At 71.9% G+C, this 15161-nt stretch carries 17 protein-coding genes; 6 read left to right on the forward strand and 11 right to left on the reverse strand.

The features are described 5' to 3' along the window. Positions 1-1548, reverse strand: coding sequence for a TerC family protein (locus tag WQ56_RS02770; RefSeq protein WP_047135533.1), 1548 nt, complete (start codon positions 1546-1548; stop codon positions 1-3). 139 nt (positions 1549-1687) lie between these two features. Between WQ56_RS02770 and WQ56_RS02775 the strand changes: the two genes are divergently transcribed. Then, positions 1688-2143, forward strand: coding sequence for a nucleoside deaminase (locus tag WQ56_RS02775; RefSeq protein WP_047135534.1), 456 nt, complete (start codon positions 1688-1690; stop codon positions 2141-2143). 24 nt (positions 2144-2167) lie between these two features. Here the strand turns inward: WQ56_RS02775 and WQ56_RS02780 are convergent, their stop codons facing one another. Next, positions 2168-3343, reverse strand: a complete 1176-nt coding sequence (locus WQ56_RS02780) for a DUF1176 domain-containing protein (RefSeq protein WP_047135535.1) — start codon at positions 3341-3343, stop codon at positions 2168-2170. Between the two features lie 157 nt (positions 3344-3500). Between WQ56_RS02780 and WQ56_RS02785 the strand changes: the two genes are divergently transcribed. Continuing rightward, the gene (locus WQ56_RS02785; RefSeq protein WP_047135650.1) at positions 3501-5201 is read left to right on the forward strand and encodes an MFS transporter; all 1701 of its coding nucleotides are present in this window, start codon (positions 3501-3503) and stop codon (positions 5199-5201) included. After that, positions 5198-6316 (forward strand): HlyD family secretion protein, encoded by a 1119-nt coding sequence (locus WQ56_RS02790; RefSeq protein WP_047135651.1) that lies wholly within the window; start codon positions 5198-5200, stop codon positions 6314-6316. Before WQ56_RS02785 ends, WQ56_RS02790 begins: the two co-directional genes overlap by 4 nt. 192 nt (positions 6317-6508) lie before the next feature. On the opposite strand, the gene WQ56_RS02795 is transcribed toward WQ56_RS02790, so the two are convergent. The 4 genes from WQ56_RS02795 to hslV all read right to left on the reverse strand — a co-directional run bounded on the left by WQ56_RS02795 (position 6509) and on the right by hslV (position 9769). Next, positions 6509-7144 (reverse strand): AAA family ATPase, encoded by a 636-nt coding sequence (locus WQ56_RS02795; RefSeq protein WP_047135536.1) that lies wholly within the window; start codon positions 7142-7144, stop codon positions 6509-6511. A 140-nt stretch (positions 7145-7284) separates the two neighbouring features. Next, positions 7285-7641 carry a type II toxin-antitoxin system prevent-host-death family antitoxin gene (locus tag WQ56_RS02800; protein ID WP_047135537.1) on the reverse strand — a complete coding sequence of 119 codons (357 nt, stop codon included), beginning with the start codon at positions 7639-7641 and terminating at the stop codon, positions 7285-7287. A gap of 89 nt (positions 7642-7730) precedes the next feature. Beyond that, a complete protein-coding gene (hslU, locus tag WQ56_RS02805; RefSeq protein WP_047135538.1) occupies positions 7731-9116 on the reverse strand; it encodes an ATP-dependent protease ATPase subunit HslU in 1386 nt (461 codons plus the stop codon). 101 nt (positions 9117-9217) lie between these two features. Continuing rightward, positions 9218-9769 carry an ATP-dependent protease subunit HslV gene (gene hslV / locus WQ56_RS02810; protein WP_047135539.1) on the reverse strand — a complete coding sequence of 184 codons (552 nt, stop codon included), beginning with the start codon at positions 9767-9769 and terminating at the stop codon, positions 9218-9220. Between the two features lie 190 nt (positions 9770-9959). Between hslV and WQ56_RS02815 the strand changes: the two genes are divergently transcribed. Continuing rightward, on the forward strand, positions 9960-10160 hold the full coding sequence (locus tag WQ56_RS02815; RefSeq protein WP_047135540.1) for a DUF3079 domain-containing protein: 201 nt from the start codon (positions 9960-9962) through the stop codon (positions 10158-10160). 64 nt (positions 10161-10224) lie between these two features. Here the strand turns inward: WQ56_RS02815 and xerC are convergent, their stop codons facing one another. Genes xerC through WQ56_RS17550 form a run of 4 tightly spaced genes read right to left on the reverse strand, consistent with a single transcriptional unit; the run spans position 10225 to position 12986 of the window. Further along, positions 10225-11127, reverse strand: a complete 903-nt coding sequence (gene xerC / locus WQ56_RS02820) for a tyrosine recombinase XerC (protein WP_052772786.1) — start codon at positions 11125-11127, stop codon at positions 10225-10227. 8 nt (positions 11128-11135) lie between these two features. Next, positions 11136-11807, reverse strand: a complete 672-nt coding sequence (locus WQ56_RS02825; protein WP_047135541.1) for a DUF484 family protein — start codon at positions 11805-11807, stop codon at positions 11136-11138. Continuing rightward, positions 11804-12652, reverse strand: coding sequence for a diaminopimelate epimerase (gene dapF, locus WQ56_RS02830; protein ID WP_047135542.1), 849 nt, complete (start codon positions 12650-12652; stop codon positions 11804-11806). Before dapF ends, WQ56_RS02825 begins: the two co-directional genes overlap by 4 nt. A gap of 40 nt (positions 12653-12692) precedes the next feature. Then, positions 12693-12986 carry a lipoprotein gene (locus WQ56_RS17550; protein ID WP_052772787.1) on the reverse strand — a complete coding sequence of 98 codons (294 nt, stop codon included), beginning with the start codon at positions 12984-12986 and terminating at the stop codon, positions 12693-12695. 173 nt (positions 12987-13159) lie between these two features. On the opposite strand from WQ56_RS17550, the gene WQ56_RS02835 reads away from it, so the two are divergent. Together WQ56_RS02835 and WQ56_RS02840 are read left to right on the forward strand one after the other, a co-directional pair. Next, the gene (locus tag WQ56_RS02835; RefSeq protein ID WP_082132141.1) at positions 13160-14257 is read left to right on the forward strand and encodes a DNA/RNA non-specific endonuclease; all 1098 of its coding nucleotides are present in this window, start codon (positions 13160-13162) and stop codon (positions 14255-14257) included. 12 nt (positions 14258-14269) lie between these two features. Further along, positions 14270-14704, forward strand: a complete 435-nt coding sequence (locus WQ56_RS02840) for a hypothetical protein (RefSeq protein ID WP_047135544.1) — start codon at positions 14270-14272, stop codon at positions 14702-14704. A gap of 30 nt (positions 14705-14734) precedes the next feature. Here WQ56_RS02840 and WQ56_RS02845 read toward each other — a convergent pair whose 3' ends face one another. Continuing rightward, positions 14735-15130: a YbaN family protein gene (locus WQ56_RS02845; protein ID WP_047135545.1), complete on the reverse strand. Its 396-nt coding sequence runs from the start codon at positions 15128-15130 to the stop codon at positions 14735-14737. Positions 15131-15161: the final 31 nt, after the last annotated feature.

Below are 15161 nucleotides of genomic sequence, written 5' to 3' on the forward strand. Positions count from 1 at the left end.
TTATCCCTCATTCGGGGCCGGCGCGATCCGCAGCCGGCCGACCCGGCGCCGCTCCAGCGATTCGACCCGCAGCGCATGCCCGCCGATGACCACCTCGTCGCCCTCGACCGGGATGCGGTCGAGCGCATGGACCACGAGCCCGGACAGGGTCACGTAGGTCGGGCTGGTCGGCAGCGACAGGCCGGTCGCCAGTTCCAGGTCCTGCATCGACATCGAGCCGTCGACCAGCCATGCCCCGTCCTCGCCGCGCACCGCGCCGTAGTCGGCGTCCTGGGTGTCGGCGAGGTCGCCGGCGATCGTCGCCAGCAGATCGTTCGCGGTGACGATGCCCTCGATGCTGCCGTACTCGTCGACGACCACCGCCAGCGGAATCGGGTGGGCGCGGATCTGCTCGAGCACGCGCAGCGTCGACGTGCCCTCGGGCACGACCAGCGGCTCGCGGACGAACTCGGCGACGTTCAGCGCACGGCCCTGCAGCACGCTCGACAGCAGGTCGCTGCTCTGCACCACGCCCAGCAGGCGGTCGAGCTCCCCGTCGCAGACCGGCAGGCGCGTGTGCGGCGACTGCACCAGCCGCTCGGTCGCATGCTCGAGCCCGCGCGTGGCATCGATCCATTCGATGTCGCCGCGCACCGTCATCACGCTCGACACCGGACGCTCGGCCAGGGTCAGCACGCTGCGGATCATGTCGTGCTCGGCCGCCTCCAGGCGCTCGCCGGCCGGCGCCTGCTCGGCCGGTTCGCTGGCGCCGCCCTCGCCGGCCGCCTCCGGCCGCGCGCCCAGCAGCCGCACCACCGCGTCGGCGGTGCGCTGGCGGAACGGCAGCTGGCGCACGTGGCGCTCGCGGTTGTAGCGCGACCACTGGTTGAAGGCCTCGATCAGGATCGAGAACACGATCGCCGCGTACAGGTAGCCCTTCGGGATCTTGAAGCCCAGGCCCTCGGCCACGAGGCTGAAGCCGATCATCAGCAGGAAGCCCAGGCACAGCACGACGACCGTCGGGTGGCGGCTCACGAAGCGCGTCAGCGGCTTGCTGGCCAGCATCATGACCGCCATCGCGATGATCACCGCGGCGTACATCACGCCCAGGTGCTCGACCATACCGACCGCGGTGATCACCGAGTCGAGCGAGAACACCGCGTCGAGCACGACGATCTGCGCGACCACCACGCCGAACGCGGCATAGGCCTTCTTGCCGCCGTTCTCGTGTTCGCGGCCCTCGAGCCGCTCGTGCAGCTCCATCGTCGCCTTGAACAGCAGGAACAGGCCGCCGACGAGCAGGATAAGGTCGCGCCCGGAGAACGGGTTGCCCCAGACCGAGAACAGCGGCGCGGTGAGCTTCATGATCCACGCCAGCAGCGCCAGCAGCACCAGGCGCATCAGCAGCGCCAGCGTCAGGCCGATGATCCGCGCCTTGTCGCGCTGCTCGGGCGGCAGTTTGTCGGCGAGGATGGCGATGAACACCAGGTTGTCGATACCCAGGATGATCTCGAGGACCACCAGGGTCGCCAGACCCATCCAGATCGTCGGGTCGGCCAGCCATTCCATAGGTGTTCTTGCATCGCGCGTGGGGAGGAGCGCGGATTCTGACACGCGGATGTTAAGAATTCGCCGAGGCCGCGGCACCCGCTCGACCGCGCCCGGCGGGCACGTCAGACTGCACGGTCCGCCCTGCCACGGCCGCCGCATGATCGCCACGCCCGACTACCGCGCCCTGCTCGACACCGCCATCGCCGAAGCCCGCCAGGGGCTGGCCGAGGGCGGCATCCCGATCGGCGCGGCGCTCTACCACCGCGACGGCCGGCTGCTGGGCTGCGGCCACAACCGCCGCGTGCAGGAGGACGACCCGTCCGTGCACGGCGAGACCGACGCCTTCCGCAAGGCCGGCCGCCAGCGCAGCTACCGCGACACGATCATGGTGACCACCCTCGCGCCGTGCTGGTACTGCAGCGGCCTGGTGCGCCAGTTCGGCATCGGCACCGTCGTTGTCGGCGAGTCGGTGACCTTCCAGGGCGGCATCGACTGGCTGCGCGACAACGGCGTCGAGGTGATCGACCTGCACAGCCAGGACTGCATCGACCTGCTCGGCGGCTTCATCGCCGCACACCCGCAGGTCTGGAACGAGGACATCGGCGAGGACTGACGCGCCGGTCGCAGCGCAGCGCGGTCAGGGCGCCGCGCCGGTGCGCCACAACGTCGGGAAATCGCCGGGCGCAGCGCCGCCGCAGCGGCGCAACGCGGCGTAGTCGGCAAGCCGGAACACCTCTCCGTCGTAGCGCCACTGCGCCGCCTCGCCGCAGTCGGCAAGCCCGCGGCCCTTGGCGAAATGCGACAGCGTGGCGGTGCCCGGGTCGTAGCCGGCGTTGGTCAGCAGCGCGAAGTCCTCGTCCCTCACGTCGTCCAACCCCGGTGGCGCGGGCGGAACGACGCGCGCCACCTCGCCGCCTTCGCGCGCGACGCGGAACGCCAGGCTCGAAGCCTGGTAGGCACCGTTCAGGCACGCGACGAAGACCAGGGCGTGTTCGGCGTCGAGCGGATACGCAGCGTCCTGCTCGCGGATGTCGAATCCGTCGAGCGGCGCATCGCAGTGGGCCTCGCGCAGCGCCGCGTCCGCCTGCGTACGGACCGCGGCGGTCAGCCGCGCCGTGTCCTCCGGCGGCAGCGGCGGCGGCGCCGCGGCCGCGTGCAGCCTCGGCAGCGCGGGCGCGCCGGGCACGGCGGCCGGATCGCGCCCGCCGCGCCGCGCCCACGCGCCCGGCGTGTCCAGCCGCTGCTGGTGTTCGTCGACAAGCAGTAACGCCGCGCGCAGGCCCGACAGCGACAGCGATGGCGCGTCCTCGCCGGTGCCGGCCGACAGCCGGGTGCCGTCGCCGACCAGCGCCAGGAACGCGTCGATGTCCGCCGCCGCGTCGAGCGTCAGCGCATCGGCATCGTCGTCGCGCTGCCAAGGCAGCCCGGCCAGGCCGGGCACGGCCGCGCCGTCGAGCCGCAATGCCGCCGGATCGGGCGCGCCGTCCGCCGATCCCAGCCGCAGCCGTTGCGCGCCGTCGTCGCCCGGCGCGCGCGACAGCCGCAGCACCAGACCGAACGCGCCGTCGTTCACGCCGATCGCCTCGCAGGCCAGGCCGTTGTCGCAGGCCACGGTGAAATCGCGCAGTTGCCGGTACAGCGGCGCGACCTCGGCGGGGTCCGTCTCCCCGGGCGCCGCGTCCGCGGCCGCGTCGGGCGTTCCGGTCGCCGGTGCCGGTGCCGTCGCGGACGCATCCGCCGCCGGGGGTGCCGGTTCGGCGCAGGCGGCCAGCAGCGCGACACAGGCCAGGACGATGGGGCGCAGCGTGGGCATCGCGATGCTCGTGCACGATGGAGCCGGCATTGTCCGACGCCGGCATCGTGGCGGCGTGGACGCTGCCGTCACGCCCGCCCGCGTCGCGGACCGTCCGCAACGATCCGGTGCGCGCAGCGCCTTGCCGGCGCGCGAGCGCGCCGCCAGACTGCGCGCCATGCCGCGCGTCCCGTCCCCTGCTCCGTCCCCAGCGCCGGCCACGGGCACGGGCCGCTACGCGCCGCGTGCCTGGGCGCCGCACGAGCGGCCGATGATGCCGGGCTCGCCGTCGACGCCGCTGCATCCCACGCGGTTGCGCATCGCCTACGGCGTGGTGGGCTTTGTGATCGCGATCACCGGCGGCCTGGGCAACGCACTGGTCACGGCGAATCTGCTCGACCTGCAGGGTGCGCTGGGCGCCTACGCCTCCGAGGTCGCGTGGCTGCCGGCCGCGTACGTGATGACCAACGTGTCGATGAACATCCTGCTGGTGAAGTTCCGCCAGCAGTTCGGGCTGCGCCTGTTCACCGAGGTGTTCCTGGTGCTGTACGCGCTGATTGCGCTCGGACACCTGTTCGTCAACGACTTGGGCTCGGCGATCGCGGTGCGCGCAGGCCACGGCATCGCCGGCGCGGCGCTCAACACCCTGGGCCTGTACTACATGCTGCAGGCGTTCCCGCAGCGCTACCGGATCCGCGGGCTCGTGCTGGGGCTGGGCATCGGGCAGTTGGCGCTGCCGCTGGCGCGGGTGTTCTCGACCGAGTTGCTCGAGTTCGGCGAATGGCGCGGGCTCTACCTGTTCGAACTGGGCCTGGCGCTGGTCGCGCTGGGCTGCGTGCTGCTGCTCAAGCTGCCGCCGGGCGATCGCCACAAGGCGTTCGAGCCGCTGGACTTCGTGACCTTCGGCCTGTTCGCACCCGGCATGGCGCTGCTGACCGCGGTGCTCGCCCAGGGCCGCCTGGCCTGGTGGACCGAAACCGCCTGGCTGGGCTGGGCGCTGGCGGGGTCGATCGTGCTGACCACTGCGGCGATCGCGATCGAGCATTACCGCGCACGCCCGCTGCTCAACACGCGCTGGCTGGCGACCGGGCCGATGCTGCGGCTGGCGCTGGCGATCGTGCTGATCCGCATCGTGCTCTCGGAGCAGGCGACCGGCGCGGTGGGGTTCCTGCAGGCGCTCGGGCTGGGCAACGCGCAGATGCGCACCCTGTTCTCGATCGTGCTGCTGGGCAGCGTGGCCGGGCTGGTGACCAGCGCGCTGACGATCAATCCCGCGCGTACCTGGCCGCCCGTGGTGATCTCGCTGCTGCTGATGATGGCCGGCGCGCTGATGGACGCGCAGGCCAGCAATGCGACCCGCCCCGAACAGATGTATGCGAGCCAGTTCCTGCTCGCGTTCGGCAGTACGTTCTTTCTCGGACCGGTGATGCTCGCCGGCATCGGCCCGGTGATCGGGCAGCCGCGCAACCTGATCAGCTTCGTCGTGCTGTTCGGCATGACCCAGAATCTCGGCGGCCTGCTCGGTTCGGCGCTGCTGGGCACGTTCCAGACGGTGCGCGAGAAGTTCCATTCCAGCGTGCTCGACGAGCACCTGACGCTGCTCGACCCGCAGGTCGCCGCACGCGTGCACGCGAGCGCCCAGGCCTACGCGCCGACGGTCGCCGACCCGGCACTTCGCGACGCGCTCGCGCTGCGCGCGCTCGGTACCGCCGCCACCCGCGAGGCCAACGTGCTGGCCTACAACGACGTGTTCCTGTTGATCGCCTTCATCGCGTTCTGCACGCTGGTGTGGATCATCGCCTCGCGGGCCTGGGCGCGCCTGCGCGCCGTCCCGGCGCCGGTCGCGTCGCCGCCCGCCCCCGCCACGGATGCCGCATGAGCGCAACGCCACCCCCCCCGCCATCGCCACCGGAACAGCCCGCCGCGCCATCGCGTCGCTGGCGCGCGCTGTCGGTGTCGGCGTTCGCCGCGGTCGCGCTGGCCGGCGTGCTGCTGGTGCTCTACGCCTGGCGCCTGCCGCCGTTCGGCAGTGCGGTGCAGAGCACCGAGAACGCGACCGTGCGCGGCCGCGTCACGTTGATCGCGCCGCAGGTCTCGGGTTACGTCACGCGCGTGGCCGTGCAGGATTTCGAGGCGGTCCGGCGCGGGCAACTGCTGGCGACGATCGACGACCGCATCTACCGGCAGCGCTTCGAGCAGGCGCAGGCGAACCTGCGCATCCAGCAGGCCGCGCTGGCGAACGCGCCGCAGTCGCGACGCAGCGCACAGGCCGCGATCGCGCGCAGCGCCGCCGACATCGCCGCCACCCGCGCGCAATCGGACGTCGCGGCGATCGACCTGCGCCGGATCGAGGCGCTGGCCGACCAGCAGCTGGTTTCCCAGCACGACCGCGACCTGGCCCGCGCCAGCAGTGCGCAGGCCCGCGCGTCGGCCGCGCAGGCGCGGGCCTCGCTCGAAATCTCCGAGCAGCAGGCGCAGACCGTCGACATCGACCGCGAGAGCCTGGAGGCGGCGGTCGCCAGCGCCGAGGCCGCAGTGCGGCTGGCGAAGATCGACCTGGACAACACCCGCATCGTCGCGCCCGAGGACGGGCTGCTCGGCCAGGTCGCCGTGCGGCAAGGCGCACTGGTCAATGCCGGCACCCAGCTGATGGCGATAGTGCCGTCGGACGTCTGGGTGGTGGCGAACATGAAGGAAACGCAGATGGCCGACATGCGCGTCGGGCAGGCCGCGACGTTCACCGTCGACGCGCTGGGCGGCGCGCGGCTGACCGGCCGGGTCGAGCGGATCGCGCCGGCGACCGGCTCGGAGTTCAGTGTCCTGCCGGCCGACAACGCGACCGGCAACTTCGTCAAGATCGCACAGCGCATCCCGGTCCGCATCGCGGTCGATCCCGACCAGCCGCTCGCCGGGCGCCTGCGGCCGGGCATGTCGGTCGTGGTGAGTGTGGATACCGCGACGTCGGGGGAGGCGGACCGGGGCGGTTCGCCGTAGACGCGCAGGCGCTCGGGTGCCGGGTGCCCCCGCCCCCCCCCCCCCGGGCAGGAAGCCCGGAGCGGCCTGGATCTTCTGTCGCCTTGCGGCGAGCAACCTTCCCGTAGGAGCGCGCTCGCGCGCGACCGGTCTCCCGCCAAAGCCCCATCGCGCGCGAGCGCGCTCCTACAGGGTGGCGAATCGGCGTTCCCGCTAACGGCCTGGCGTTTCGCTGGCCAGCGCGGCTTCGAGCAGCGGCTGCGCCCATCCGGGTGTCGCCCTCAGCGCGGCCACGTCGTCGCTCGCCGGATACGCGAGCCGTCCGGCGACCATGTCCAGCAGCAGCACCGGATCCGGCACCGGCTTGCCACGCGCGACATCCGCGCTGTTGTCGTACACCCGCAGATGCGCAAGATGCGGCATCAGCGCGACCAGGTGCTCGCGCGCACGTGTCCAGCGCGCACGGATGTTCGCTTCGGGAATGTCGTGTCCGCCCGCTTCGACACGCGCCCGCACACGGGCGATGTGCTGCTCGGCCGACGACAGCCCGCAGAACCACATCAGCACGTCGTGCGTACGCGCGGCCTGGGCGATCCTCGCCGGCACGGTGTTGCCGCCGAGCGTGGTTTCGAAGGCATGGTCGTGGCCAGCGGCCAGCGCGACCTCGAGCCGGCGCATGCCTTCCTGCCACGCGGCGGCGTTGGCCTCGGGCATCGTGCAACCGGTACGCGCGAACAGTTCGCGCGCGAAATCGTCCGGGTTGAACCAGCTCACGCCGGCCTGCGCGAGCAGGTGGCCGCCGATCGAACTCTTGCCGGCGCCGTTGACGCCGGCGAGCACGAACAGCACCGGCCGCGGCGCGGCGCTCCCGTGCTCGGGTGGGACACGTTTCTTCGTCCGGGCGCGCGCGACGGGCGTCGCCGCATCGCCCGCAGGCGTCCGCCCGCGTGGGCGGCGCGCTCGCCGTCCACCCGGACGCGCGCGCGGCGTCAATGCGAGGCGCCGGCCTTGACCTTGCCGCGCAGCGCGGCAGGCCGTGCCATGACACCGCGCAGGCGCTCACCGGCGTCGACGGTCTGCAGCGAGGCCAGTCGCGCGTCGAATTTCGCCTGAAGTTCCTCCAGCGCCGAGCGCTGCGGCGCGGCAGCGGCATCGAGGGCGCGCAGCATCGCATCGTAGGTCTCGGCCGAGAAGATCACCGCCTCGGGCGTGCTGTGGTTCGTCACCACCACCTGCCCGTTTCGGGCGACCGACTTCATGACCCCGCGCCAACCCAGTTTCTTGAAGTCGGACGCCGGCGTGCGCGGCAGCGCGTCGAGGGCATCGAACTTCGGTGCGACGGACATGGGGACAGCCTCCGGTTGACTGGAGGCCAATATACCCATTTTCCCCTTTCCGCGTCGTGAAGCCGGCCCGGGGACCGGCCCCGGGTGTCTTACAGGATGTAGCGGCTGAGATCCTGGTCCTGCACCAGTTCGCCCAGGTGCGCATCGACGTAGGCGCGGTCGATGGTCACCGTGCCGCCCTTGTCGGGGGCCTCGAAGCTCAGCGTGTCGAGCAGGCGCTCGAGCACCGTGTGCAGGCGCCGCGCGCCGATGTTCTCCTGCCGCTCGTTGACGTGCGCGGCGATCTCGGCGAGCCGGTCCACCGCATCCGGCGCGAACGTCAGGTCGACGCCCTCGGTCTTCAGCAGTTGCACGTACTGCGTGGTCAACGCGGCCTTGGGCTCGGTGAGGATGCGGACGAAATCGTCCTTGGTCAGCGCGGTCAGTTCGACGCGGATCGGGAAGCGACCCTGCATCTCGGGGATCAGGTCGCTGGGCTTGGCGAGGTGGAACGCGCCCGAGGCGATGAACAGGATGTGGTCGGTCTTCACCGAGCCGTACTTGGTGCTGACCGTGCTGCCCTCGACCAGCGGCAGCAGGTCGCGCTGCACGCCCTCGCGGCTGACGTCGCCGCCGGTGGTGCCCGCCTCGCTGCGCTTGGCGACCTTGTCGATCTCGTCGATGAACACGATGCCGTGCTGCTCGCAGGCCTCGATCGCGGCCTCGCGCACGTCGTCCTCGTTGACCAGCTTGCCGGCCTCCTCCTCGATCAGCTGCGGACGCGCGGCGCGGATCGTGAGCTTGCGCTTCTGGGTCTTGCCGCCGCCGAGGTTGGCGAACATCTGCCGCAGCTGCTGGCCCATCTCCTCCATGCCCGGCGGGGTCATGATGTCCATGCCCTGCCCGGCGCTGAGCTCGAGCTCGATCTCGCGCTCGTCAAGGTCGCCCGCGCGCAGCTGGCGGCGCAGCTTCTGCCGCGTCTCGGACTCCTTCGACGACGGCTCGGCGCCGATGTCGACGGTCGTCTGCTGCGCGCCGAAACCGAACGGCTGCGACGGCGTCTCGCGCCGCGGCAGCAGCGCGTCGAGGATGCGGTCCTCGGCGCGGTCCTCGGCCTGCGTGCGCACGCGCACCTTGGCCTGCTCGCGATAGAGCTTGACCGCCGTGTCGGCGAGGTCGCGGATGATCTGTTCGACGTCCTTGCCGACGTAGCCGACCTCGGTGAAGCGCGTCGCCTCGACCTTGACGAACGGCGCGTTGGCCAGCGTCGCCAGCCGGCGCGCGATCTCGGTCTTGCCGACACCGGTCGGGCCGATCATCAGGATGTTCTTGGGCATGACCTCGTTGCGCAGGTCGTCGGGCAGCTGCGCCCGGCGCCAGCGGTTGCGCAGCGCGATCGCGACGGCGCGCTTGGCCGCGTTCTGGCCGACGATGTGCCGGTCGAGTTCCTGCACGATCTCGCGCGGGGTCATGGTGGAAGAGCTGGAATTGGGCATGGGGGATTCGGGATTCGTAAGAGCGGAGGGTCGCGCGACTCGGGATCCGCGGACGGAATCGGCTGGACCGAATCCCGGTGCCCGGATCCCCTGTCCCGCCTTTAGAGTTCTTCGACGACGACGTTCCGGTTCGTATAGATGCAGATGTCGCCGGCGATGTGCAGCGCCTCGGTGGCGATCGTGCGGGCGTCGAGGTCGGTGTGGGCCAGCAGCGCGCGGGCGGCCGACAGCGCGTAGGACCCGCCCGAGCCGATCGCGACGATGCCGTCCTCGGGCTCGATGATGTCGCCGTTGCCGCTGATGATCAGCGAGGTGTCCTTGTCGGCCACCGCGAGCAGCGCCTCGAGCTTTCCGTAGCGGCGGTCGGTGCGCCAGTCCTTGACCAGCTCGACCGCGGCACGCACCAGCTGGCCGCCGTGCTGCTGCAGCTTGGCCTCGAACAGCTCGAACAGCGTGAACGCATCGGCGGCCGCGCCGGCGAAGCCGGCGAGCACGCTGCCGTCGCCGAGCCTCCGCACCTTGCGGGCGTTGCCCTTCATCACGGTGTGGCCGAGCGTGACCTGGCCGTCGCCGGCGACGACGACCTTGCCGCCCTTGCGGATCGAGACGATCGTCGTGGCGTGGAAGACATTGGGATTCTGGCTGGGGTCCATGCGGCCTCCGTGGATCGAATCCCATCAGTGGGGCGTGGCCGCGCCCCATTCAACCCGCACGGCGCGACGTGACGCTCGAAGCTGAACATCCGCCGCCGGCACGCACCGGATCGCACGCCGCTTGTCCTGGATCAATGCGCGCCGTCGCGCACCGCGCGATGCTGGCATTCGGCACCGACGAGGCGCAGGCATGGCCAAACCGTTTCCGCTGCATCCCAGGCACCCCGAGCGCATCTGCTGGGGCTGCGACAAGTACTGCGCCGCCGATGCGCTGGCCTGCGGCAACGGCGCCGGGCGCACCCAGCATCCGATCGAGAACGAAGGCGAGGACTGGTACATCGCCTGGGGCATCGAGCCCGAAGCCGAGCGCCCGAAGCACGCGAAGTGCTGAGCCGGCGGTCGGGCGACGGGCCCATGCGTCGTCGCACCGCCGCACGCACGGATCGACGCTTGGCTCAGCCGCCGTCGTCGCCCGCCGTGCGCTTGCGCCGCGCGCGCGGATGCGCGGCGTCGTAGACCTTGGCCAGGTGCTGGAAATCGAGGTGGGTGTAGATCTGCGTGGTGGCGATGTCGGCATGGCCAAGCAGTTCCTGCACGCCGCGCAGGTCGCCCGACGACTCGAGCACGTGGCTGGCGAACGAGTGCCGCAGCAGGTGCGGATGCACGCGCTTGAACAGGCCCTGGCGCTGGGCGAGCAGTCGCAGCCGCATCTGCACCGCGCGCGCGGTGATCGGGCCGCCGCCGCGCCCGGGGAACACCGGCGCCTCGGCCCTTCCCCCGCTGTCGGCGCGCCAGTCGCGCAGCGCGTTCGCCGCGTGCGAGCCGACCGGCACGCTGCGCTGGCGGCTGCCCTTGCCGAGCACGGTCACCAGCCCGCCGTCGAGGTCGAGATCGCGCCAGCGCAGCGCGACCAGCTCGGCCAGGCGCAGGCCCGAGGAATAGAACAGCTCGAGCAGCGCACGGTCGCGCAGGCCCAGCGGCGCGTCGGTCGGCACCTCGACCAGTTGCGTCGCCTCGTCGACGTCGAGCACCTGCGGCAGCTTGCGCGGCGCCTTGGGGCCGCGCACGCCGGCCGCGGGGTTGGCGACGACGTGGCCGTGCCGCAGCAGCCAGCGATAGAAGCTGCGGCAGGCCGACAGCCGCCGCTGCAGGCTCTTGGCCGACAGGCCACCGCGGTGGCCGGCGGCGACGAAGGCGCGGATGTCGTCGGCCTGCAGCGCACGCAGGCTCTCGTGCCCCGCACTTTCGGCCCAGCCGGCGAGCGCGGCCAGGTCGCGGCGGTAGGCGTCGAGCGTATGCGCCGACATGCGCCGCTCGACCTGCAGGTGCGCCAGGAACGCCTCGATGTCTGCCGGCATCGCCGCGCTCAGTCGGCGAAGCGCTTCATCGCGGCCGCGAACGCCTCGCCCATCATGCGCAGGAACAGCGTGCCCATGCCGGGATAGAACCGGTTCGGATCGCGGCTGCCGACCGCGACCAGGCCGACACCCTCGACCGGCAGCAGCGCGCTCGAGTGCACCTCGTCCACGCGCGGGCCGTACAGCAGCGACTGCTTGTCGGGATGCAGGCGGCCGCACAGCGGCTCCTCGTCCTTGAGGCAGTCGACGAAGGGCTGCAGGCGGCGGTCGTCGCTCGCGACGACCTGCAGCCAGTCCTCGTCGAGCCCGGCAATCGGCGCGAACAACACCACGCGGACCAGGTCGCCGTTGAAATCTTCGGCCAGCGTCGCGACCAGCGCGCGCACCGTCGAGGCCGCATCGCACTGGCGCATCAGCGCCAGCGTGAGCTGATGCGTGCGCACGGCCAGCCGTTCGTTCTCCTGCGAGATCGCGACCAGCTCGCGCAGGCGCTTGGACAGTTCGCGGTTCTTGTCGCGCAGCACCTCGAGCTGGTAGCTGGCCAGCGACGCGGCCGGGCCGTCGTCGCGCGGCACGACGAGTGTCAGCGCCAGGTCCGGGAACTGCTGCAGGAACTTGGGCTGCCGACGCAGCCAGGCGGCGACTTCGTGCGCGCCGAGTCTTTCGGTGGTCTCGCTCATGCGCTCCACTCCCCTTCGAATACGAATGCGGCCGGTCCGGCCATCGTCAATGTGGCCGCGTCGCCGGGCCAGGCGATGCGCAGCGTGCCGCCGGGCAACGATACGTCGGCGCTGCGCGCGATGCGACCGCGCCGGACCAGCACCGCGACCGCCGCGCAGGCGCCGCTGCCGCAGGCCCGGGTCTCGCCGACGCCGCGCTCGAACACCCGCAGCGCGATCCGGTCCGGCGACAGCACCTGCGCGAAACCGACGTTGACCGACTCGGGAAACCAGCGCGAGGCCTGCAGCGCGGCGCCGATGCGCGCCACCGGCGCCGCATCGATGTCGTCGACCTCGATCACCGCGTGCGGATTGCCCATCGACACGGCGCCAAACGCGACCGGTTCGCCGTCGTCCAGCGCGGCCGCGTACAGCGGCTGCGCGGCGTCGAAGCCGGCCAGCGGCACGTCGGCCGGCGCGAACGCCGGCACGCCCATCGCGATGCGGAAGTGCGCGCCGTCGCGCTCGACCGCGTGCAGGCCGGCCGGGCTCTCGAGCACGAACCCACCCGTTCCGGCCGCGCCGTCGCGCACCAGCCATGCGGCCACGCAGCGCGCGCCGTTGCCGCACTGCCGCGACGACGAGCCGTCGGCATTCCAGATGCGGTAGCGCGCCACGGCCCCGGGCGCGCGCGCCGCCTCGATCGTCAGGATCTGGTCGCAGCCGACGCCCACGTGGCGATCGGCAAGCGCGCGACACGCGGCGGCGTCGGGCGGCGACGCGCCGTGGCGCAGGTCGAGCACGACGAAGTCGTTGCCGGCGCCGTGCATCTTGGAGAACCGCAGCGGCAGGGAAGACGCGGACATCACCGGCACCGGCGCCTCGGATCGACGGGTGCGCGCCCGGTCACGGCGTGCCGGACGACGCTGGCACGTCGCGGATCACCGGTACGGCCGGTGCGGTGGCGTCGTCCTGCGCGCCCTGCGCATCGTCGACGTCCTGGTCCGCGCCGGCATCGGCCTCGTCCCAGGCCGCGTCCTCGTCCGCCTCGCGCTGCGCCTGGGTCGGCACCGAGGACTTGATCAGGAAGCGGCCGGCATCCTCCGGCGGCACCTCGGAAGGCATCAGCAGGTCGGCCTTGTTGCCGCAGGCGGCCAGCAGCAGCGCGGCGGCCAGCGCGATCGGAAGACGGTTGGTCATCGGCAAAGTGTACAGGCGCCACGCCCCGCCGGTCCGCATCCTCGCCCGCACGCAGACGGTCCGGAAACGTCTCCCGGCGCCGCGTTCAGGCAGGTCGTAGGGTCGGCCCCAGATTGTCGGCATCCGACCCGCCGGCCAGACTGCCACGCGTCACGCGTCGACAGGACCACACGATGGGCATTCTCGAAGGGTTGGGCAACGCGGCCGCGCAGGTCGGCGGTGCATTCAAGGGCGCAGGCGAGGTGCTCTGGGAAACCGGCGAGGGCGTCGCCACGCTGGGGGCGAACGCGCTGAAGACCGGCTACGACCTCGGCCCGGCGGGCTGGGTGGCCGACGGCGCGTCCGCGCTGTACACGCACGCGACCGGCGACACGCTCGACACGCCCGACTGGCTGCCGTCGGCCGAACGCGGCGGGCAGCGCATGGAGGCCGCGGCCGAGGTCGTGTCGACGATCGCGCGCAATCCGGGCCTGCTGGTCGACGCGGTGGTCGACCCGATCGTCGCCGACTGGCAGGCCGGTCACTACGGGGAAGCGATCGGCCGCGGGGCGGCCGAACTGGTGCTCACGGTCGCCGGCACCAAGGGCGTCGACAAGGCCGCCAAGGGGGCGAAGGCCGCCGATGCCGCCGGCGATCTCGGCGACGCGGCGCGCGTGGCCGGGCATGCGCAGGGCCCGGGCGAGACCGCGCGCACCGCCGCGCGCGGCAGCGACACCGCCGACCTGGCCGACATCCTGGCCCGCGCCGACACCGGCCGCACGGTCGGCGGACGGCCCCTGCTGCAGTTCGACTCGATGGACGACTTCAACGTCGCCGCGAACGCCGCGCGCCCCGATACCGTCTACGAGTTCGGCAACTACCGCTGGAGCACCGACGACCAGGCCCGGCTGATCCGTGCCGAGGGCCGGGTCGATCTCGAACCGGTCCATCGCAACGATCCCGGCCTGCAGCGCGACATCGGCAACGAGGGGCGCTCGACCGACGTCGGTTTCCACGTCATCGCCGACCGCCTCGGCGGACCGACCAACCGGCTCAACGTCGTGCCCGGCAACGGCAAGCCGATCGGCGACGGCCTGCCCAACCTCAACAATGGCGACTACAAGCGGTTCGAGAACCAGCTCGCCCGCCTGACCGAGGCCGGGCACGAGGTGGATATGCGGGTATCGCCCCAATACAATCCGGGCAACACCAGCACCCGCCCCGATGCCTTCGTCGCGGAGTACCGCGTGGATGGCGGGGACTGGATCGACCAGACCTTCCCCAACAAGTGATGCGATCGCCGAATGGATGACCTCAACGCCGCCTATGCGCAGACCGTCCGCGAGGTCGCGGCCAGCGTCCGCGACGTGAACGACGGGCAGTGGGGCGATCGCGACTGGCTGCGGCTGGTCGTGGACTTCGAGTCGCTGGCCGAGGACGGTGGCGCGCCGCGCACGAGCAGCATCTCCTTCGCGATCGCCCGGGCGCCCGACGGCCCGCTCGAGAAGGTCGCGTTCCGGCTCTCACCCGCCGCCAAGGCGGGTTTCGCCGAGATCGGCCGGATCATGCAGGCGCAGAAGGGCCAGACCTGGACCACCAGCACGCTGGTCGTCGAGCGCGACGGCCGCTACGACTTCCAGTTCGCCTACACCCCGCCCTATCGCCTGGGCGGCCAGCTCAACGACACCCGGTATCGCGACTATCTCGAGCGCTACAAGGCCGAGACCGGCACGCCGTAGCGGCATCGACGACGACCGCCCATCCGCGCGTCAGCCCGGCGGCGGCTCGGGCCGTAGCCACAGCCAGGTCCCGACGACGGCCATGCAGCCGATCGGCAGCGCGGTCATCCACCAGCGGTGGGCCGGGATCCACAGCATCAGCGCCAGCAGGATCGCCGACGAGGCGAGCATCGTCACCGTCGCCAGCCACTTCGCGCGGCGGCTGACTGCGCGATGCGCCTGCCAGTCGCGGATCGACGGACCGAAACGCGGATGCGCGAGCAGCCAACGGTGCAGGCGCTCGGAACCGCGCGAGGCCGCCCATGCGGCGATCAGTACGAAAACCGTCGTCGGCAGCCCCGGGACGAAGACGCCCAGGATGCCCAGGCCCAGGCTGGCATAGGCCAGCAGCCACCAGGCCCAGCGGAAGCGCGCGCGACGATGCATGCCCGCATTCTATGCGCGACCGGCGCGCCGC

Source organism: Luteimonas sp. FCS-9 (assembly GCF_001014645.1).
GTDB lineage: Bacteria > Pseudomonadota > Gammaproteobacteria > Xanthomonadales > Xanthomonadaceae > Luteimonas.